The organism is Roseateles oligotrophus (assembly GCF_014204525.1).
Classification (GTDB): domain Bacteria; phylum Pseudomonadota; class Gammaproteobacteria; order Burkholderiales; family Burkholderiaceae_C; genus Paucibacter_A; species Paucibacter_A oligotrophus_A.
In genome coordinates this window covers 368,913-387,798 of the sequence record NZ_JACHLP010000002.1, presented here as the reverse complement: position 1 = coordinate 387,798, position 18,886 = coordinate 368,913, and the positions used below count along the sequence as shown (strand labels likewise).

Below are 18,886 nucleotides of genomic sequence, written 5' to 3'. Positions count from 1 at the left end.
TCCGGCTCCTGTTTCGCGTGCAAGCGCGCTGCTGAAAAGCAGCGCGCTTTTTTTGTGCAGACTCAAGGCAGGGCCGGCTGCGCTTCGGGGCTGGGCTTTTGCGTGGCCTGCAAGGCCTGGGTGTTGGCGTCGAACAGCCAGTCGCGCGCCGTCTTCAAGGGCAGGCCCTCGGGGCTGCTGCTGCGCAGCAGCTCGCGCTCGGAGCGGCTGTGCAGCGCCGTGAAGCCCTGGGGCTGGCCGGGCTCGCTGACCAGCACCCAGTCGGGCTTGCCGGTGAAGGGGTCGGCATAGGCGCGGCGCAGATGGTGGATGGTCTTGACACCGCGGCGGTCGATCAGCAGGTCGTCCAGGCTGCGCGGGTTTTGACCCGGCTGAGCCGGGCTGGCGCGGACATAACTGGCAATTGCCCTGGCGATCTCGCCGCCACGGAACTCCAGCTCGCGTTCGCGCTCGCGCTGCGCCGCCGTGCTCCAGCTCTGGCCCAGGGCCGCCAGCCCCGCCGCCGTGATTGCGACGAAGAAGAGCAGGCCCAGATAGCTGAAGCCGCGCAGGCCGTCCCTGCTCATGCTCACCAGTCCGCAAACAAGCGGCCATCGCTGGCCCGCCCGGCCGCGCCGCTGCGCACATCGAAGACCTGGCCCGTGGCCTGCGCATCGGGGGGCGGCGTCAGCGTGACCCAGGCCTCGCGGCTACCGGTCAGCGGGTCCTCGGGGATCTCGCGGATATAGCGAGCCGTGGCCAGCTCTTCCAGCGATTCGGGGTAGCGGCCCTTGTCGGCGGCGAACTGGTCGATGGCGTCGCGCATGACGGCAAGCGAGCTGCGCAGCGCCGTCTCGCGCGATTTGGCCAGGCTGTTGAAATAACGCGGTGCCACGATGGAGGTCAGCAGGGCCACGATGGCCATTACCACGATCAGCTCGATCAGGGTGAAGCCCCGATCCCGCCCCCCGCGCTTGCATTGCTTGTCAGCCATGGCCTGCCTCACCAATCCTTGTAGCGCGTGCCGTCCAGCGCGCGGCGCTCGGAGCGCGAGAACACATCGAAGACATCGCGGCCGGCGCGCGGCTCCTCCGGCGGGCTGTCGGCCGCGCGCAAGCCCCAGGTCTCGGCGGCGGGCAGGCTGGCGTCGGCAAAGGGGTCGCGCGGCAGGCGGCGCAGAAAGTAGATCTTGCGCGCCCCGGCCGATTTCAGATCCGGCACGCCGTCCACCAGGGCCCGCAGATCGGGCGGGTAGCCGCTGTCCTCGGGGCTGAGCTTGATCTGCCCGGCCTCGGCCGCTTTTTTATAGGCATCCAGGGCGCCGCGCAGGCTGCGCAGGCCGGCACGCAGCTCGTATTCATGCGTGCGCTGCACCGTCAGCTCCAGCAAGGGGCGGGCGGCCGTGCCCAGCATGGCCATGATGGCCAGCACCACCAGCATCTCGATCAGGGTGAAGCCGCGCTCGCGCATGATGTTCAACGGGGCGCATCCACCGTCAGCAAGCCTGTGCCCTCCAGGCGCACGGACACGTTCTCACCCGCCGCACCGGTGGCGCTGATGCTGCCCACGGCGATATTCAGCGCCTGGCCATTGGCAGCGGGCAGGGCCCGCAGGATGACAACCTTGTCGCCGCGCGGCGCCAGCTCCACCGGCACCCGGCCCGGCTGGCCGCCGCCCTGGGTCGGCGCAAATTTGGCGGGGTCGAACTCGAGCTCCGCCCGCAGATGGGCACCGCTCTCGTTCTTCAGCGTCACCGACACCGTGCCGCCCGGGCCCACCTGAGGCGTGACCTCGAAACGCAGCACGGCCTCGCCAGCGCCAGCCCCCTCCGCGGGCGGCGGCGTGACGCTGAAGCCCGCGGCGTTCGCGCCCGCGCCGCCGGCGGGGCCCACACCCACCTGGGCCTTGGGCCGCAGCAGGCTGCTGAAGGCGCCGGGCGAGGCGTCGGTGCCGCTGGCCAGGCGGGTGTAGGCGGCATCCGGCAGGGCCAGATTGCGCACGATGCGCGGCGTGATCAGCAGCACGATCTCGGTCTTGGTTCGGTTGTCCTGCGTGACCCCGAACAGGCGGCCGACCACGGGCATGGCCGAGAGGCCGGGGATGCCGGTGGCGGTGCGCCTGTCCTCGTCATTGATCAGACCGGCCAGCACCTGGGTCTCGCCGTCGTTGAGGCGCAAGGTGGTCGAAGTGACACGGGTGCCGATGCGGTAGGCCTTGGAGTCCGAGGGGCCCAGCACCTCGCTGATCAGATTGCTGACCTCCAGCCCCACCTTGATACTGACGTCGTTGTCCAGCTGGATGGTGGGCTCCACGTCCAGCTTCAGCCCCACGTCCAGATAGCTCACCGAGGAGGCCACGCCGATATTGATGGACGAGGTGGTGGTGAAGACCGGCAGCTTCTCGCCGATATGGACCTTGGCCTTCTCGTGGTTGCGCACCCGGATCTTGGGGTTGGCGAGGATGTTGACATCGCCCGCGCTGCCGCGCAGCGTGGCCACCACGGCCGGGTTGGCGATGCTGGCGCGGAACTCGTTGCGCCGCCCCAGCTCGACCTGGCCGGTGACGCCGGTCAGGCCGTACTGCACCGTGTCGGGCCACTTCAGGCCCAGGGCATCGGCGCGGTCGGTGCTCATCTCCAGCACCTCCACCTCCAGCATCACCTCGGGCTCGGGCAGGTCGACCGAGGCGATCAGCTTTTCCACCAGGCGCATCACCTCGGGCGTGTCGCGCACCACCATCAGATTGAGGCGCTCGTCGATATGGATGTCGCGCACCTTGGCGATGGTGCGCACCATGGCCTGCACCTGCTTGACATCGGCGTTAGTGAGGTAGAGCGTGCGGGTGATCAGCTCCTGATGCTCGCGCTGCTTGCCGGCGGTGTTGGGGAAGATCAGCACCGAGCTGTCGTTGAGCATCTTGCGGTCCAGCGCCTGGGTGGACAGCAGCACCCGCATGGCCTCGTCCAGGCTGACATTGCGCAGGAAGATGGTGACGCGGGCGTCGGCACGCACATCTTTGTCGAACACGAAATTGATATTGCTGCTGCGCGCCAGGGCTTCAAACACCTGGCGCAGCGGCGCGTCGCGGAACTCCAGCGTCACCGGCTTCTGGAAGGCCGGCCCCATCTCCGTGCTCTGCGCCTCCAGCGGCCGCGCCTGGGCGGCCTGGCTCAAGAGCAGGCGGGCGCCCACATGCTGGGGCGACTCCACCAGGATCTCGCGCCCCAGGGCCTCGGCGCGCTCCAACTTGCCCTCGCGCAGGGCCGCGCGCGCGGCCTGCAGCTTGAGCTCCTGGCGCGGGCCACGCTTCAGCTCGGCCTCGAACCAGGCCAGGCGCGGGTGCTTGGGGTCCAGCTCCCGCAGCTGCTGCATGGCCTCCCCCATCTCCTCCCAGCGGCCGCCGGCGCGCAGGCCCTCGATCTGGATCAGCAGGCGCGAGACCAGCTGGTTCTGCAGGCGCAGCTGGGCCGCGCGCAAGGCATGGTCTTGCGGCGCTTGCTTCAAGGCCTCGCCCAGCACCGCATAGGCCTGCGGCATCTGGTTGGCGCGGCTGAGCTCCTCCGCCTGGCGCAGGGCCGGGTTGGCGCAGGCGGCCAGCAAGGCCGCCAGGGCCAGGGCAGCTGCCGACCTGAGAAAGTAATTCGTCTTCATGGCGATGTGGGGCGGAAGGCAATGATTTGGGGGAGCTGGGCCGGCAGCCAGGTGAGATTGAGGCCGCGCTCATGAATCTGGTCGACGCGCCACTGGCCGTCCACCACATCGCCGACCTGCACGGCCAGGCTGCGGTTGGGGCCGGCCAGCAGGCCCTGCGCCTTGCTGCCTTCGACCAGGCGACCGATCAGCTGGTAGGGAAAGGGCGGCGCCATCGGCGGCGGTGGCGTGCTGGGTGCCGCCACGATCTTGGGCGGCGGCGGTGGTGGGGGCGGTGCCCAGGCGGCAAACTGGCGCTCCGGCACCTCCGCCCAAGCCTGGCGCTGCACCGGCGCCCAGCTCGGCGCTGCGGCCTCGGCCTCCCGCGCTTTGGCCTCGGCCGGGCGGTCGCGCCGGGCGGCAGGCGGGGGCGCGGCACTGCGCTGAGCCGCGGCGCTAGGCCGGGCGAGGTCTTCCTGGTCCTCGCTGCTTGCGGCCCACCAGGTGGCCAGCAGGGTCAGGGCCAGGGCCGTGAGCAAGCCCAGCGAGCGGCGGCGGCTGGCGGGCCGGCTCATGGCCTGGCCTCCGACGCGGGCTCGACACGGCTGTGCAAGGACCACTGCAGCTCCGCCTCCAGCTCGGCCGCTTGCGGCGAGGCCCGGCGCAGCTTGAGGCCGTCCAGGCTCAGGGCCGCGTCGTGCTGCAGGGCGGCGGCGATGAATTGCCGCAGCTGGGCATAGCCGCCGCTGACCGGCATGCTGACCCGCAGGCGCTCCAGGCCGGCGGCCGCGTCCACGCTCAGGCGGTGCTCGCTGCGGGCGCTGACCAGGCCCAGACGCAAGCCCATCTCCAGCAGATCGGCCAGGCGCTGCTGGCGCTCGGTGGCGGCGGGCAGGGCCTGCCACCACTGGGCCTGGGTGGCCGGGGCCTGCGCTTGCTGCAGGCCGGCGGCACGCTTGAGGCGCAGCTCCTGGCGCAGGCGCTCCGTCTGCGCCTGGTACTGCGCCGCCTGACCGTCCCAGCGCGCCGCCACCAGGCACAGGGCCGCCGCCAGCAACAAGGCCAGCAGGCCGATCAGGCCGGGCCAGCCCAGAGCCCGCGCGCCGCGGCGCAGGGCGGCGGCATCGAGGCGCGGCAGGGTAAGCGTCGAGATCTTCATGGTTTGTCCTTGCCCGGCAGGTCCGGCTGCAAGAGCTCGGGCCGCAGCCGCGCCGTCAGCTCGAAGCGCTGGCCACTCAGGCCTTGCTCGGCCGTCTGGAAGCGGCTCAACATCACTTGCCGCCAACCCGGCGCATGGCCCAGGCGGTCGGCCAGCTGCAAGGCCAGCAGCTTGTCGCTGGCCAGGCCTTCGAGGCGCAGCTCGCCACGGGCGGCCGAGTAGTCCAGGCTCAGCCAGCTGATGCCGCCCGGCTCGGGCTTGGCCGCCTCGCCCAGGCCGGCTTGTTCGATATTGCTCAGCAGCGGCTCCCAGGCTTGCTGCAACAGCTTTTGCGCCTCCTGCGCGCCGCGCAAGGCGTCCAGCTCGCCGCGCTTGGCCACCGCCGCCACCTCCGTCTTGCGAGCCGACGGCTTGCTGCCGCCCAGGCGCTGCACCTCGGCGGTGAGGCGCTGGGCTTGCTGCTGGGCCAGGTCCAGGTTCTGGCGGCTGTCCTGTAGGCCCCAGACCGCCGTGCCCAGCACCAGGGCCGCGCTCAGGGCCAAGGGCCAGGCCAGCGGCCAGCGGCGCTGGCGCGGGCCCAGGAAATCGGGGTCCGGCCAGCCGGGCTGGGGCTGGGCCTTGCTTGCAAACCAGTCGCCCTGCGGCGCCACGCCGCTCAAATCGGAAAGAAAACGCAGCGAGGCAGCGGCCGCCGGCAGGGCCGCGCCCGCGGCGTCCAGGCCAAAGCCCTGCACCAGCAGCGGGACTTGCAGCTCGGCCTTCAATTCGCCCAAGGCCTCCAGCAGGGCCGGGCGCGTGGCCGCCGCCAGGCGCAGCTGGCGCAAGCCTTGCAAGCGCCCCTGCTCCAGCTGCAGCCAGGTCAAGACCTGCCCCTCCACCCAGGCCAGGCCGGCGCGCGGCGCGCGCGCCCACTCGGGCTCGTCCTGCAGCAGCTGGTGCAGCAGCGGCGCCCAGGCCGGCCGCACACGGCGCGGCAGCAGGGCTTGTTGCTCGAACAGGTATTGCAGCCCGGCCCAGTCCAGGCCATGCAGGGCGCTCAGGCCCAGGCCGGCCTTGTCGGCCCGCCAGCTGGCCAACGGCCAGTTGCGCGCCGCTGCGCCGAAGTAATGCGCAAACTGCTGGTGGCCATAGGCTTGCAGCTCTTCTTCCTCGCCCAGGGGCAGGCCGGGCTCGCAGATCAGCTCATGCAGCAGGCGGGCCGAGACGATCAGCTCCAGCGCCTGGCCGGCGCGGGCCGAGGCCCAGTCGGCGGCCGCGTGTTGCAGGCCGTCGCCGTCCAGCTCCCGCAAGCCCTCGGCCGTCAGGAAGAGCCGGCTGGCCTGGCGCTGCAGGCGCGCACGCGCCCTGGCCCGCCAGCCCGCCGCGGGCGCGGCCGCCCCGGCCAGGGGAGAAAACATCAGCGGCTTGTGACTACTCATCGAGGGTGACCCTCTCCAGTTCCTCGAAGGTGGTTTCACCCCGGCAGACCGCCTGCAGCGCCATCACGCGCAGCGGCTTCATGCCGCGCGCGCGGGCGGCCTCCTTGATCTGCGACATCGGCGCGCGGGCGGCGATCAGGTCGCGCAGGCCGTCGTCCAGCTTGAGCAGCTCGGCCACGGCGCGGCGGCCCTTGTAGCCGGTGCCGCGGCAATGGCCGCAGCCCTCGCCGCGCAGGAATTGCTGCTCACCCGCCTTCAATCCATAACGTGCAAGGGTGACGGCATCGGGCAGATCGGGTCGGGCGCAATGCTTGCAAGTCAGTCGGACCAAACGCTGAGCCAGCACGGCATTCAGGGCCGAGACCACGTTGTACAGGTCCAGGCCCATATGCATGAAGCGGCCGATCACGTCGAAGGCGTTGTTGGCGTGCACGGTAGAGAAGACCAGATGGCCGGTCAGCGCCGCCTGCACGGCGATCTGCGCCGTCTCGGGGTCGCGGATCTCGCCCACCATCACCCGGTCGGGGTCGTGACGCAGGATGGAGCGCAGGCCGCGCGAGAAGGTCAGGCCTTTTTTCTCGTTGACCGGGATCTGCACCACGCCGGCCAGCTGGTATTCCACCGGGTCTTCGATGGTGATGATTTTGTCGCTGCCGGTGTGGATCTCGGCCAGCGTGGCGTAGAGCGTGGTGGTCTTGCCGCTGCCGGTCGGGCCGGTCACCAGCAGCATGCCGTGGGGCTGGCGCGCCTGGGCGCGGATGGCGGCGCGCTCATCCATCTGGAAGCCGAGGGCATCCAGCGTTAGCGAGCCGCCCGCCTGCTCGATGCGGGCGCGGTCCAGCACGCGCACGACGGCGTCTTCGCCGAACACGCTAGGCATGATGGACAGGCGGAAATCCACTTCCCGGCCCTGCACCTTGAGCTTGAAGCGGCCGTCCTGCGGCAGGCGGCGCTCGCCGATGTCCAGCTCGGACATCACCTTCAACCGCGACACCAGCTGCTCGGCCACCGAAGCGCCCTCCACCGTGCGCACCATGGACATCACCCCGTCGACGCGGAAGCGGATCACCGCCCCGCGCAGCGTGCATTCGATGTGCACATCGCTGGCGCCGTCCTGCAGCGCGTCGTACAGCGTGGCATTGAGCAGGCGCACGACCGGGCTGGCCTGCTCGGACATGGCCAGGGCCGAGAGCTCCAGCGCCTCGCCGCCGCTGTCGGCCTCCACCACCGCTTCTTCCACATCGGAGAGCGCGCGGAAGTCCGCCTCGCCCGCGCCCAGCCAATGCGTCACCGCCGCCGCGTCGCAGCGCAACCAGCGCACGGGGGACTGCAGGCGCGCTTCCACGCTTTGCAAAAGCATGGCGTCGGGCTCGCGCTCGCCCAGCAACATCTTGCGGCCGCTGCCGGACACGGCCAGCACCGCGCGCCAGCGCTGGGCCTGGGCCTGCGGCCAGGCTTCGAAGTCCAGATGCCAGGGGGCCTGGTCGTTAGGCAGCCAGTCCTGCAAGGAAGTTTTTTCACTCATTGCACCTGCTCCACCAGCTGAAAAATCGGCAGGTACATCAGCACGATGATGCCGCCGATCAGCACGCCCATGATCAGCATCAGGGCCGGGTTGATGGCGCGCGTCAGCAGCTCGGTCAGACGCGCCGCCTCTTCGTCGTGAAAGGCCGCGGCGCGCTCCAGCATGGCCGGCAGCTCGCCGCTGCGCTCGCCCACCCGCACCATGCGGCGGGCCACGGGCGTGGCCAGGTCCTGGGCCTCCAGGGCTTCGGACAGGCGCTGGCCGCTCTCGATCTGCGCGGCCGCCGCCGCCACCGCCGGCCGCCAGGGCGCGGCCACCACGTCCTCGACAATGCGCAGGCTGGCCAGCACCGGCACGCCCGAGGCCAAGAGCATGGCCAGGCTGCGGTACAGCCGCGCCAGGGCCAGCACGCGCAGGCGCGGGCCCAGGCCCGGCAGGGTCCACAGGGCCGCCTGCAGGCGCTGGCGCAAGGGCTCGTGCCGCCACAGGGCAAAGCCCGCGAACAACAGCAGGCCGAGGCCGCCTAACAGCGCAAATGGATGGGCACCGGCCGTCTGGCCGAACTGGATCAGCGCCCGCGAGGCCCAGGGCAGCTCATTGCCCAGGCCGTCCAGAATGCCGGCGAAACGCGGCAGCACAAACAGCAGCAGAAACAGGATGACGCCGCCGCCCACGGCCAGCAGCATCAGCGGGTAGACACAGGCCGCGATCAGGCGGGCGCGCAGACTCTCCACCCAGGCCAGGTATTTGGCGTGCTGGGCCAGCGCGCTGCTGAGCTGGCCGGTGCGTTCATTGGCCGCGACGATGGCGCAGACCAGCTCGTCAAAAGCCTGGGGCTGGGCCCGCATGGCGACGGACAGGGGCTGGCCCTGCTCCACGCTGGCGATCACACCGTTCAAGGCCACACGCACCGCCTCCACGCCCTCTTTCTCGCGCAAGGTGTTGAGGGCCTCCAGCAGGGCGATGCCGGCGTCCAGCAAGACGCTCAACTCCTGGCTGAACAGCTGCAGGGGAAAGCGCTTGGCGCCGCGCATGACGGCCATGCGCCGGGACGGGCCGCCAGGCGCCAACTCGTCCACGGCCAATACATGCTGCGGCAGCACGCCCAGCACGCCCGCCACCGAGGCCCGATCCGGCGCCTCGACGCGCAGCAGCCTCACCCCCTCGGGGTGGAAAACACGCGCTTGGAAGCTAGGCATGGCGGCGTTCGCGGCACGGGACGAGACGCTGATCACCAGCTGGTCAGGTCGGCGTCTTCACCCTCGCCGCCCGGCCGGCCATCGCGGCCCAGGGACAGCAGATCGTATTCGCCATGCTCGCCGGGGGAACGGTACTGGTAGTCGTTATGCCAGGGGTCTTTGGGCAAGGCCTTGCTGAGGTAGGGGCCGGCCCAGCGCGGCTCGTCCGCCGGCTTGGCGACCAGCACGGCCAGGCCCTGCTCGGTCGATGGGTAGCGGCCGACATCGAGGCGGTACTGGTCGAGTGCTTTTTGCAAACCGTCGATCTGCGCGCGCGCGGCCTTGACCTCGGACTTGCCGATCTGATTGAAAAACTTCGGGCCCACATAGCCGGCCAGCAGGCCGATGATGACCATCACCACCAGCAACTCCAGCAAGGTGAAGCCGCTCGAGCGGGCGCCGGCGCGAGGCGGTGTCAGTGCAGACAAAGAGGCAGGGGCAGTGTTCCGAATGAGATCCATGGAGACCAATTGATCAGCTGAACTAAGTGCAAACCCTGGCGCCAAGGTGCGCAGGCCAGAGACTCTTGCGACCGACTATGGCACAGGGGAAAGTGCTCGCCATTGGGGCTTGAACTATCCACCCCTAAGTCAATATGACACTGTAACGAGGGCAGATGACAGTACGGCTAAAGCCTGGGCGCTTTATCCGCGCCGATTCCTAGGATGCTGGCTGGCCTGGCGCTCATTGCCACGCTTGTAATTGCCGGTGATGCGGGCCATCAACTGCTGTGCGTCCTGCACGCTTCCGGCTTCAAGCTCAGCGAGGAAATCGGCGGCCTCCATGCCGCGCAGCGTCGCCGCCAGGCGCCCATGATGCAAGACCTCCACCACCCCATTCTTTCTGGCACGCCAGCTGAATCCAAGATCATGCTCATCACGCTCAGGCCTCATTGGGAATGCTCCTCAGGTGAGCCATCACACGGCGCCTGCGATGACCTTGCCGGGCGCTGTTTGCACGCGTGGCCCCAAGAGCAATCATCACAACTCAGAGCGCTGGTGCGCTGCCGCGACTCGAATGCCATACCGACAGGACAACAAGCTCACCGTCCTTGACGCGGTAGAAGACGTAGTAGCGAACACGCCCCAGATGCAAGCGGCGAACCCCTTCAATCCTGGCATTGGCGACTTTCGTGCCAATGCCGGGTTGCCTCAGCAACAGATGGAACGCTACGCGAAGATCATCAACAAATGCGTCCGGTGCGGCCAGGCGATTCGCCAACCACCACCGATTGGCTCGCTCAATCTGCGCCGCCGCTCGGAAGGTGATGCGAAGCTGGAGCGCCACGGCTAGCCAGGGCGGCTAAGGCGGGCGAAAAGTTCTTCGGCAGAGATCGTGTCGCCCCGATCAGCCTCGGCCATCGCCTCCAGCAATTCCGCTTCCTCTTCGGCAGACAGGTGTACAACCGGCTCGCCGTCCTGTTTGACGACAGTGACCACCTCGCCTTCGGCGAGAGACAACCCCTCGACGACGACCTTGCCTGCGATGACTTTGCCGCTAGCTACTTGCATGGCGCGATGGTACTCCGAACGCTTGAGGCCCGAAGCACAGGCATGGGGTCTGCGGCCTGCAAGAACCGACTGTTGACGGTATCGGCAACGAAGTGCTTTCGCTGGGCGTACACGGACAACAAAGGCCCGCGTCCTCTCGGAGCGCGGATCTGCAAGCAAGAGAAACCCAACGAAATGCTGGTTAGCAGCGGTATGAGCACTGGCTCAACCTCAGAGCATGGGTACGGTGCTCGCTTGATAGGGCAGCAGTGGGATGGTGATTGGCGCGGTCGTCTTGCCGCGGTCCTATCGCAGGATGTGGGCGATGGCGGCTTGGTAGCGCTTGCTGCCGATCAAGCAGCTTGTCCGGTGGGCTGCTCCCGACCCATCTGCGACGCTCGACATCCCCTGCCTCATCGCCGTAAAGCTGACCTCCAAGCGCCGGGCCGGAACGAGTAGCATTACGAAGGGACCGACTCGAAATTCGGGTCGGTTTACTCGGCCGGTCGTTAGTTCAAACCGTAAGCTCCCCTGTCAAGTAGACAGTCGATTACGGGAATCTGCGGCGGTAGTGAGCCTGGGCTGGAACTGCTTGGGAGGCACCCCCCGCGACAACGTCAGTGCGCCCTCTAGATTCGCGGCTAACATGTACAACCGCCCTAACTGCGGGATTTTGGGAGTTGATTTGAGCCTTGCAATAAGAATACTGCATCTTTCTGACCTTCATTTGGATGTTGGGAGCCTTAGGGACCAAAGGGTTGTACTCAAAGCGCTGTTCGTTGATCTGAAACGACAAATTGCCCAGGCGGGAGCTTACGACTTTATATTCCTAACTGGCGACCTAATTGCCAAAGGGAACTATACAGATTCAAATTCTCAAGCCTTGGAAACGGAGTTTATTCTCCCTTTGATTGAGGCTTGCGACCTTGACCCAAGCCGCCTGTTGATTGTGCCGGGTAATCATGATGTGAATCTGAAAGAGCAAACATCCATTATTGGAAATGCGCTTAAGCAAATTTGCTCAAACGAAGATGCTGCGAAATACTTTGACGAAGTGGAGTCAATGAATGGGGGCACTGGGCTTGAAGGTTTCAACGCGCTTCTAAAGAAGCTAGACCCCAATGTCGAATCAAAGTTGTTTCGAACGCAGGTTGTCGAAATTGCCGGAGTAAAGTATGGCATTGCACTCCTAAATTCGGCGTGGAAGGCAACCGGCGCGCCCAACGATGGTGATTATGGCAAACTAATGCTTGGGCGCAGCCAGTTGGATGAAGTTGTGCTTGATTTGGACGGCAGTGATTTCAAGTTCGCGCTTGTACATCATCCACTTGTTTGGCTGTCTCCTAAGGACTCGCAGTCCACTCAGCGGCAGTTGCTAAATAATTTCGATGCTCTCTTTTCTGGCCATAATCACGAGCCGGACGCGCAAATTCTTACCGGCACATCCAATTCGTATTTCTCTAGCAATGCTGGGTGTCTATACCAGAGCCGCGATTTCTTTAACGGCTATTCAAGCTTAACCTTCTACCCGCGTGAGTCCCGATGGGAGATTTCCGCTCGCGAATACTACGAGGGACGACAGGAGTTTGACGCTGCTATCCGCTTTGCTCCTAACGGTCAAGCATCGTTCACGCGAACGCGAGCTTCGAGTAGCCAAGCAGTTCCGCAAATGCCATCGGATGAGTTCATTGACGCCTGCGCAGCGTCGTTTGAAGGTCGCCTTTTGCCTGCCCTCGTGTCGGATGTGGCGCCAAAGACACTCAAAGGAATTTTTGTCGAGCCATTGCTTAGCAGGGTTTCGCAACGAAAATTCAGCTCGAATACCAAAAATGGTGAGAGCGGTCTATTTGTTTCGCTCAAAGAAGTTTTGCAGCTCAAGCGACACGTCGTTCTAATCGGGGCGAGTGATATGGGCAAGTCAACGCTGCTGCAAAACATATGTGCGCAGTGCCTTGAGTTTTCTGGCGACTTGCCGGCGTTTGGAGCGTATATCGACCTGAATGTGGCAGGCGAAACTGCGTCGAGTTTGGTTGATGCCATAATTTCATTTTCCGGCAACGCGTACAGAAAAAGTGAAACAATCGCGCTACTGAAGGCCGGAGCATTCTGCGTGTGCTTCGACAATCTAATTGCGAATAAAGCCAAGCAATTTAAGGCGGTTAAGGAGTTTTGTGCTACTTATTCGCGGTGCCGGTTTTATTGGACCATGCGCGAGGAAGTGGAGTACTCGCTATCTCCTACTCGTGTTCCCTTGGTTGTCGCTGATAATGTTGAAATATTCTATATTCATCCCTTTGGTCGCAAAGAAACCCGACTTCTTACCCAAAATTGGTTTGGAGAGTCAGGCGACGATTGCGCCGACAAGGTCGATGATGTGCTGGCGCTGCTGTCGCGCCTAAATATTCCCAGATCCCCTTTCCTGATTTCAGCGCTTCTGTGGATACGCGAGAAGCAAACGCACTTTTCTCCTGTGAATCAGGCCGAAATACTTGATGCGTTGATCGACGGTGTAATGGAGAAGCTGTCTGAGACAAAGGATCGATCAAAGATAGATTCGACGATCAAGCGCCATTATCTGGCTGCCCTTGCCGAGCATTTGCATTATTCTGGTCAGAATCACATAAGCTCGCACGAATTGGAGCGTTTTACTGGGACGTACTTTGCCTCGAAGGGATTGCCGTTTACTTCAGGCTACTTCTTGGAAGACCTAAAAGCCAAGGGGATTTTGTTGGAGATTGGCGAAGAAGTATCGTTTATGTTCGAGGCTATCAGGGCATTCTTCCTTTCCACTCGGTTGCATGAAAATCAAGCCCTGCTTGAAAAAGCGCTTTCTCCCGAACATTTTCTCGAGTTCGGAGAGGAGCTGGACTATTACACGGGCCGACATCGGGACCAAACTGCAGTGCTCTCAAAGTCCGTTGCCATCGTGTCAGCGTTCAGGGCTCAATCCGGCCTAGGTGGCGATCTAACCGAATTCGAGCGAATCCGAAGTAAGGGGAGAGCGCTATCAAACACCGAGGCAGGCCGCTTAAAGGCGGCCGCGCAAGAACGGCCCACTGCAGAGCAGCGCCACGCGATGCTCGACGCGCTAGACGAAAAAAGCCAACGTAAGGTGATGGCGCGAGGACCAGCTCGGAAGGATTTCAACAGCACGCCGCCCAGCCGCCAATACTTAGAAGCTCTTCGGATCGGGTCTTCTATCCTCAGAAACTCGGAACTGGTTGGGGATGTCAAGTTGAAGGCAGCGAGCTATAACGATCTAACTGAGGGCTGGTGTCAGATATTGATTGGGCTCATGTCCTCTATTGAGGAAGATACGGAAACAGGCAGTTCTTTTGGAACTGCAGAGAGTGATCCAATCTTGGAGTTGTTAGAAGGCATGTTGCCTGCGGACAATCCGGCGATGGCGAGATATTTGAGGAAGCTACTTCTTCCTAATGTAATTTTCTCGGTGGCGCTCGAATCTATCGGCACGTCGAAGCTGCAATTAGTCGTAGAAGAACATCGTAAGACAACCAAGTTCGCCATTCAGAGAGTAATGGATGTGTTTCTCATGGTTGATTTGCGGTTGCCTAATTGGATTGACCGAGTTGATAGCTTGCTAAAGCAATTCCAGAAGGATCGCTATGTTTGCGAGCTGATATTCACTAAGCTCTTTGAAATCTACATGTTGGGTCGGCTTAGGGCAAATGAGGTTGACCGTATAAAGTCGATGTTGGGCGAGGTTGTAAGTCTTATGGCGTCCACGAAGAGCAATCGTGAAAAAGTAAATGCGAAGGGCCGCTTTATCAGCAACCTGGAAAAAAAGCGGCTTACGAGGGGCTATTAATTCATGAATGCCTTGTCATCTTCTGTCTGGAGGATGTCAAGGCTAAACAGGCTTTTAGCCAGTTAAGTATTGAGATTGAAGACGGCATGGATGTTTACTCTCTGCATCCATGCCATTTCGACTTGGGCACACGCCAGCCCACAAAGGCAAGTGGACCGTCACTACTCCGATTAAGGAGTACAGCAAGGTCCAGGATGTGAAGGCATGGTTTCAGCAGAATCGGCGCGCGTGAGCGCTGTTCACGCTGGAGTGCAACACCGCTTTCCGTGCCAGCGACATGCTTGGGCTGAAGCGAGACCAGCTCGCGACTACCAGCAAGCGGACAATGGCCAAGGGCGGCTCCTGGCCGGTAGCGGACGACTATCCGGTCGAAATGAAAACAGCAACCAGCCCGAAGCAGACATCCATCAAGCCCCGCCTGCCATTCAACCCCACCCACAGCCGCCAAGCCCAAGCTCAACAAGAAAAAAGCCCCAAGTGCCAAGCACCGAGGGCTTTTGTTGACGGCAGGAAAAAGTCCGCGTCAGAACGGAATATCGTCATCCATATCATCAAACCCCGTGGCCGCACGCGGAGCCGGGGCGGGGGCACGGGGCGCCGGGGCGCGCGGTGCGGGGGGGCGGGCCGGTGCACGGGCCGCGGGTTGCTGGTCGCCGTAGTCGTCGCCACCGCCGTAGCCGCCGCCACCAGCAGAGGCGCCACCAGCGCTGCGGCCACCGCCGTAGCTGCCGCCGCCACCGCCGCCGCCTTCGTCGCCACCGTCACGGCTGCCCAGCAGTTGCATCTGGTCGGCGATGATTTCGGTGGTGTAGGTGTCGCGGCCTTCCTTGTCCTGCCATTTGCGGGTGCGCAGGCGGCCTTCGACGTAGATGGGGCGGCCCTTTTTGCAGTATTGGCCGACGATCTCGGCCAGCTTGTCGTTGAAGACGACGCGGTGCCATTCGGTCTCTTCCTGGCGCTCGCCAGACTCGCGGTTCTTCCAGTTGCGGGTGGTGGCCAGGCTGATGGTGCAAAAGGCCACGCCGCTGGGGTTGTAGCGCAGCTCGGGGTCGCGCCCCAGATTACCGATGAGAATGACTTTGTTGACCGAGGCCATAGTGCGCTCCGCGTAGCGAGAGAGAGAAAGAAAACCAAAGGCAGGATTATGCCGCCCGGCGCTCCCGGCGGACTGGCGGCAACCCTAGGAGCCTGGGTCGGCCGCAAATGATGCCCCAAATACCGCACTTGATCCCGCCACCGCCCGAGGCCCCATCCACCCTGCCTAAGATGCAGCCCATGTCCACCTCTACCGCAGCAACTCAGCGCAATCGACAGCTCTGGCTGGCCTATGCCGGTGGCTGCCTGCTCACCTGGCTGCTTTTTGTGCTGGGGGTCACCGAGTTCCAGCCCGGCCTGTGGCAGTTCTGGGAGGCCATGTACCAGGCCAGCCTGAGCCTGTGGCCGCCCATGCTGCTGGGCCTGGGCGTTTGGCCCTGGCTGGGCTGGCTGAACCGCCGGCCGCGGCCGCTGTGGGAGCTGTGCGCCCTGCACCTCGCCGGCGCGCTCTTGTTTGGCACGGCCTGGCAGATGCTGGACTACGGCATGGCACTCTGCCTGTTCGGCAACGCGCATGCCCAGGCCATGCTGGCGCAGTCGATTCTCTGGCGCGCGCTCTGGGGGGCGTTGGTCTATCTGGCCTTGCTGACGGCCTTCAGCGCGGTGCTGAACGCGCGTCGCGCCAAGCAGCTGGAGCTGGCCCAGGTGCAGGCGGAAAGCGCCCTGGCCCGCGCCGAGCTCTCGGCCATCAGCGGCAAGCTGAATCCGCATTTTCTGTTCAACACCCTCAACTCCCTGATCGCCCTGACCCGCAAGGACGCGAAAGCGGCCGAGCAAGGCCTGCTGCGCTTTGCCGGCATGCTGCGCTATGTGCTGGCAGAAAAGCGCGAGGCCACCGAGCGCGTGGCCCTGCAGGAGGAGCTGGCGTTTGTGCGCGACTACCTGGCGCTGGAGGCCTTGCGCCTGGGGCCGCGCCTGCGGGTGAGCTGGCAGCTGGACCCGCAAACCCTGCTGGACGAGATCCCGCCGCTGAGCCTGCAGCCGCTGGTGGAGAACTGCGTGCGCCACGGGATCGCCCCCCTGCCCCAGGGCGGCGAGATCGTCATCAGCGCCCAGCGCGATGCCATGACCCAGGCCTTGCAGCTCTGCGTGCGCGACGACGGCCAGGGCTGCGAGCCCGGCCAGGCCGAGCGCCAGGCCCAGCCGGGCAGCTCGGGCGGCGTGGGCCTGAGCGCCCTGCGCCGCCGCTTTGCCCTGGACTTTGAGGGCCGGGCCCGCATGCAGATCCACACCGCACCGGGCCAGGGTTTCCGAGTTGACCTCTGGATCCCTCAGACCTGACAGTAAGAAAGAACAAACAGCCCATGCACCGCATCAGCACCTTGATCGCCGAAGACGAGCCCCTGGCCAGCGAGAGCCTGGCCGACTGGGTGAGCCAGCTGCCCCAGCTGCAGCTGCAAGCCCTTTGCGCCGATGGCCCCACGGCCCTGGCCGAGATCCGCCGCCTGCGGCCCGGATTGGTCTTCATGGACATCCAGATGCCGGGCATGACGGGCTTGCAGGTGCTGCGCGCCCTGCAGCAAGATCTGGAGCTGGAGGGCCGGCCCCTGCCCACCGTCATCTTCACCACCGCTTACGACGAATATGCACTGACCGCCTTCGAGCTGCATGCGGTGGACTATCTGCTCAAGCCCTTCTCGCAAGAGCGCTTCAATGAGGCCGTGCAGCACGCGCTGCAGACCCGCGGCTCGCCCAAGGCCATCCACGAGGCCTTGCAGGAGGTGGAGCAGGCCGAGGAAGGCGGCGGCAGCCATGCCGGCCTGCCGCTGGAGCCGCTGAGCCGCCTGCTGGTGCGCGACCAGGGCAAGATCTTCCCCCTGCAGGTCGACGCCATCGAGTACCTGCGCTCCGACACCAAGTACACCGCCGTCGCCAGCCGCGGCCGCCAATACCTGGTGCGCCTGCCCATCACCGCCTTCGAGCAAAGGCTGGACCCGCTGCGCTTCATCAAGCTGCAGCGGGCCTGCATCGTCAATCTGGACTTTGTCGAGGCCATGACGCCGGACGAGAACTCCCAGCTGCTGGTGCAGATGCGGGACGGCAGCCGCTTCACGGCCAGCCGCGAGGTCTCAAAAAAACTGCGGGAGCAATCGATATGAGTCCGTCCAAATTGCAGGGCAGCACCGGCCACATCGCCACCGCGCGCCTGGGCTTGCTGGGCCTGGCCCTGAGCGCCTGCCTGGGCAATAGCCTGGCGCAAGGCCGTGGCGATGTCGAAGGCCAGCTCTACAGCCCCGGCCCCTTCGACCGCCTGCAGGTGGAGGGCCTGACCCAGGTCAAGCTCAGCCAGGGCGATAAGGACCAGGTCTTCATCGTCGGCGACCCCGAGCTGCAGAAAACGGTGCAACTCCGCCTGGTCAACCAGCAGCTGCGCATCGAGCCCAGCGGCGGCTGGAAGTTCTGGAACAACGCGCGCCTGCAGCTGGAGATCAGCATGCGCGAGCTCAAGCAGTTGACCCTGGCCGGCGCCAGCGATGTCCATGCCCCCGGCCCGCTGCGCCTGCAAGGGCTGACGGTGCGCATCTCGGGCGCCGGCCAGGTGCGCCTGGACGATTTGATGGCCGAGCGGCTGGACTTCAATGTCTCGGGAGCCGGCGATGGCCAGCTGCGCGGCCAGGTCGGCCAGCTCAATCTGGGCATCTCGGGCAAGGGCAAGCTGCTGGCCGACCACCTGCGCACCGGCCGCGCCCAGGTCAATATCAGCGGCATCGGCAATGCCCAGCTCTGGGTCGTCGAGGACCTGGCCGTGCACATCTCGGGCGTGGGTTCGGTGGAATACTGGGGCCAGCCGCAAGTAACGCGGCAGACCAGCGGGCTGGCGACGATCAAGTCGCTGGGGGAGAAGCGCTAGCGGCCAGTGCCATCAACTCAGAGGCTGAGAACTTTTGTAGCGAGCGGCTGTCAGGCTAGGCGGACGGAGCACAGGAACCGGAACGTACTTCCTGTACGTGAGGATTCCGAGCACCGCCCAACGACGCATGACGGCTGCGCAGTAAAAAGTTCTCAGCCTCACGGCTCGCCTTCCCAGTAGTCGAGGCCGTTCTCCAGGCGCTGCACAAAGCTGCGACCCTTGTTGGCGAAGACACCGATCTTGCCGGAGTCGGGGTACTCGCAGACCTCGGGCCGCTCCTGCGTGCTGATGGACAGATAGCTCAGCGGGGCAATCGAGGTGTTGAGGATCTGGTGCGGGTAGTCGGGCCCGCAGGGGATGAAGATCACATCGCCCTCTTGAATCGGCAGCAACTCCCCCGCCACCCGCAGCGTGCCGCTGCCCGCGAGCACGATGAACATCTCCTCCTGCGTGTGGTGGAAGTGGTAGGGGCAGCTCTGCTGGCCCGGCGCCACCGTGTCCACCCCGCAGCCCAGCTTGCGCGCCAGCGTGCCGTCGGAGACGCCGCCTATCATGCTGTCGTAGCGCGGCGCGCGCACAAAGCGCTCGCGCTCCACGCTCTGGTGGTTGCGGATCAGCTTGTGGCGCAAGGCCTCGGCTCGGCCGGTCTCAAGGCTTTCAGATTCACTCAAAG

The 18,886-nt window shown here is 64.9% G+C and carries 19 protein-coding genes and 1 other RNA gene; 4 read left to right on the top strand and 16 right to left on the bottom strand.

Annotated features, from left to right (window positions below; all coding sequences use genetic code 11):
- Positions 1-62 precede the first annotated feature (62 nt).
- The 13 genes from HNP55_RS06325 to HNP55_RS06265 all read right to left on the bottom strand — a co-directional run bounded on the left by HNP55_RS06325 (position 63) and on the right by HNP55_RS06265 (position 10,459).
- Complete coding sequence (locus HNP55_RS06325; RefSeq protein WP_184297344.1) at positions 63-566, bottom strand: type II secretion system protein; 504 nt, start codon at positions 564-566, stop codon at positions 63-65.
- Positions 567-568: 2 nt separating this feature from the next.
- Positions 569-973 carry a type II secretion system protein gene (locus tag HNP55_RS06320; RefSeq protein WP_184297342.1) on the bottom strand — a complete coding sequence of 135 codons (405 nt, stop codon included), beginning with the start codon at positions 971-973 and terminating at the stop codon, positions 569-571.
- An 8-nt stretch (positions 974-981) separates the two neighbouring features.
- Entirely contained in the window at positions 982-1,449 is a 468-nt protein-coding gene (locus tag HNP55_RS06315; RefSeq protein ID WP_184297854.1) for a type II secretion system protein, read from the bottom strand.
- A gap of 5 nt (positions 1,450-1,454) precedes the next feature.
- Positions 1,455-3,629 (bottom strand): secretin N-terminal domain-containing protein, encoded by a 2,175-nt coding sequence (locus HNP55_RS06310; RefSeq protein WP_184297340.1) that lies wholly within the window; start codon positions 3,627-3,629, stop codon positions 1,455-1,457.
- Positions 3,626-4,183, bottom strand: coding sequence for a hypothetical protein (locus HNP55_RS06305; protein ID WP_184297338.1), 558 nt, complete (start codon positions 4,181-4,183; stop codon positions 3,626-3,628). Before HNP55_RS06305 ends, HNP55_RS06310 begins: the two co-directional genes overlap by 4 nt.
- Positions 4,180-4,767 (bottom strand): hypothetical protein, encoded by a 588-nt coding sequence (locus HNP55_RS24630; protein WP_184297336.1) that lies wholly within the window; start codon positions 4,765-4,767, stop codon positions 4,180-4,182. The genes HNP55_RS06305 and HNP55_RS24630 overlap by 4 nt, the downstream gene beginning before the upstream one ends.
- Positions 4,764-6,164, bottom strand: coding sequence for a hypothetical protein (locus HNP55_RS06295; protein WP_184297334.1), 1,401 nt, complete (start codon positions 6,162-6,164; stop codon positions 4,764-4,766). Before HNP55_RS06295 ends, HNP55_RS24630 begins: the two co-directional genes overlap by 4 nt.
- A gap of 13 nt (positions 6,165-6,177) precedes the next feature.
- Positions 6,178-7,710 carry a GspE/PulE family protein gene (locus HNP55_RS06290; protein WP_184297332.1) on the bottom strand — a complete coding sequence of 511 codons (1,533 nt, stop codon included), beginning with the start codon at positions 7,708-7,710 and terminating at the stop codon, positions 6,178-6,180.
- Complete coding sequence (locus tag HNP55_RS06285) at positions 7,707-8,909, bottom strand: type II secretion system F family protein (RefSeq protein ID WP_184297330.1); 1,203 nt, start codon at positions 8,907-8,909, stop codon at positions 7,707-7,709. Before HNP55_RS06285 ends, HNP55_RS06290 begins: the two co-directional genes overlap by 4 nt.
- 32 nt (positions 8,910-8,941) lie before the next feature.
- On the bottom strand, positions 8,942-9,409 hold the full coding sequence (gene gspG, locus HNP55_RS06280) for a type II secretion system major pseudopilin GspG (protein ID WP_184297328.1): 468 nt from the start codon (positions 9,407-9,409) through the stop codon (positions 8,942-8,944).
- A gap of 183 nt (positions 9,410-9,592) precedes the next feature.
- Positions 9,593-9,841, bottom strand: a complete 249-nt coding sequence (locus HNP55_RS06275) for a hypothetical protein (protein ID WP_184297326.1) — start codon at positions 9,839-9,841, stop codon at positions 9,593-9,595.
- A gap of 94 nt (positions 9,842-9,935) precedes the next feature.
- Positions 9,936-10,235, bottom strand: a complete 300-nt coding sequence (locus HNP55_RS24825; protein ID WP_184297324.1) for a type II toxin-antitoxin system RelE/ParE family toxin — start codon at positions 10,233-10,235, stop codon at positions 9,936-9,938.
- Between the two features lie 2 nt (positions 10,236-10,237).
- Positions 10,238-10,459, bottom strand: coding sequence for a hypothetical protein (locus HNP55_RS06265; RefSeq protein WP_184297322.1), 222 nt, complete (start codon positions 10,457-10,459; stop codon positions 10,238-10,240).
- A 625-nt stretch (positions 10,460-11,084) separates the two neighbouring features.
- Between HNP55_RS06265 and HNP55_RS06260 the strand changes: the two genes are divergently transcribed.
- A complete protein-coding gene (locus HNP55_RS06260) occupies positions 11,085-14,267 on the top strand; it encodes a metallophosphoesterase family protein (RefSeq protein ID WP_184297320.1) in 3,183 nt (1,060 codons plus the stop codon).
- 523 nt (positions 14,268-14,790) lie between these two features.
- Here the strand turns inward: HNP55_RS06260 and ssb are convergent.
- Positions 14,791-15,363, bottom strand: a complete 573-nt coding sequence (gene ssb / locus HNP55_RS06255; RefSeq protein ID WP_184297318.1) for a single-stranded DNA-binding protein — start codon at positions 15,361-15,363, stop codon at positions 14,791-14,793.
- 179 nt (positions 15,364-15,542) lie between these two features.
- Between ssb and HNP55_RS06250 the strand changes: the two genes are divergently transcribed.
- From HNP55_RS06250 to HNP55_RS06240, 3 genes are read left to right on the top strand one after another with little or no spacing between them, the layout of a single operon-like run.
- Positions 15,543-16,643 (top strand): sensor histidine kinase, encoded by a 1,101-nt coding sequence (locus HNP55_RS06250; protein ID WP_184297316.1) that lies wholly within the window; start codon positions 15,543-15,545, stop codon positions 16,641-16,643.
- A gap of 23 nt (positions 16,644-16,666) precedes the next feature.
- Positions 16,667-17,461 (top strand): LytR/AlgR family response regulator transcription factor, encoded by a 795-nt coding sequence (locus tag HNP55_RS06245; RefSeq protein ID WP_184297314.1) that lies wholly within the window; start codon positions 16,667-16,669, stop codon positions 17,459-17,461.
- Positions 17,458-18,213 (top strand): head GIN domain-containing protein, encoded by a 756-nt coding sequence (locus tag HNP55_RS06240; protein WP_184297312.1) that lies wholly within the window; start codon positions 17,458-17,460, stop codon positions 18,211-18,213. The genes HNP55_RS06245 and HNP55_RS06240 overlap by 4 nt, the downstream gene beginning before the upstream one ends.
- Before the next feature lie 22 nt (positions 18,214-18,235).
- On the opposite strand, the gene HNP55_RS06235 is transcribed toward HNP55_RS06240, so the two are convergent.
- Together HNP55_RS06235 and HNP55_RS06230 are read right to left on the bottom strand one after the other, a co-directional pair.
- Positions 18,236-18,312, bottom strand: a non-coding RNA gene (locus tag HNP55_RS06235) — sX9 sRNA.
- A gap of 59 nt (positions 18,313-18,371) precedes the next feature.
- Positions 18,372-18,884: a cupin domain-containing protein gene (locus HNP55_RS06230; protein ID WP_246448221.1), complete on the bottom strand. Its 513-nt coding sequence runs from the start codon at positions 18,882-18,884 to the stop codon at positions 18,372-18,374.
- Positions 18,885-18,886: the final 2 nt, after the last annotated feature.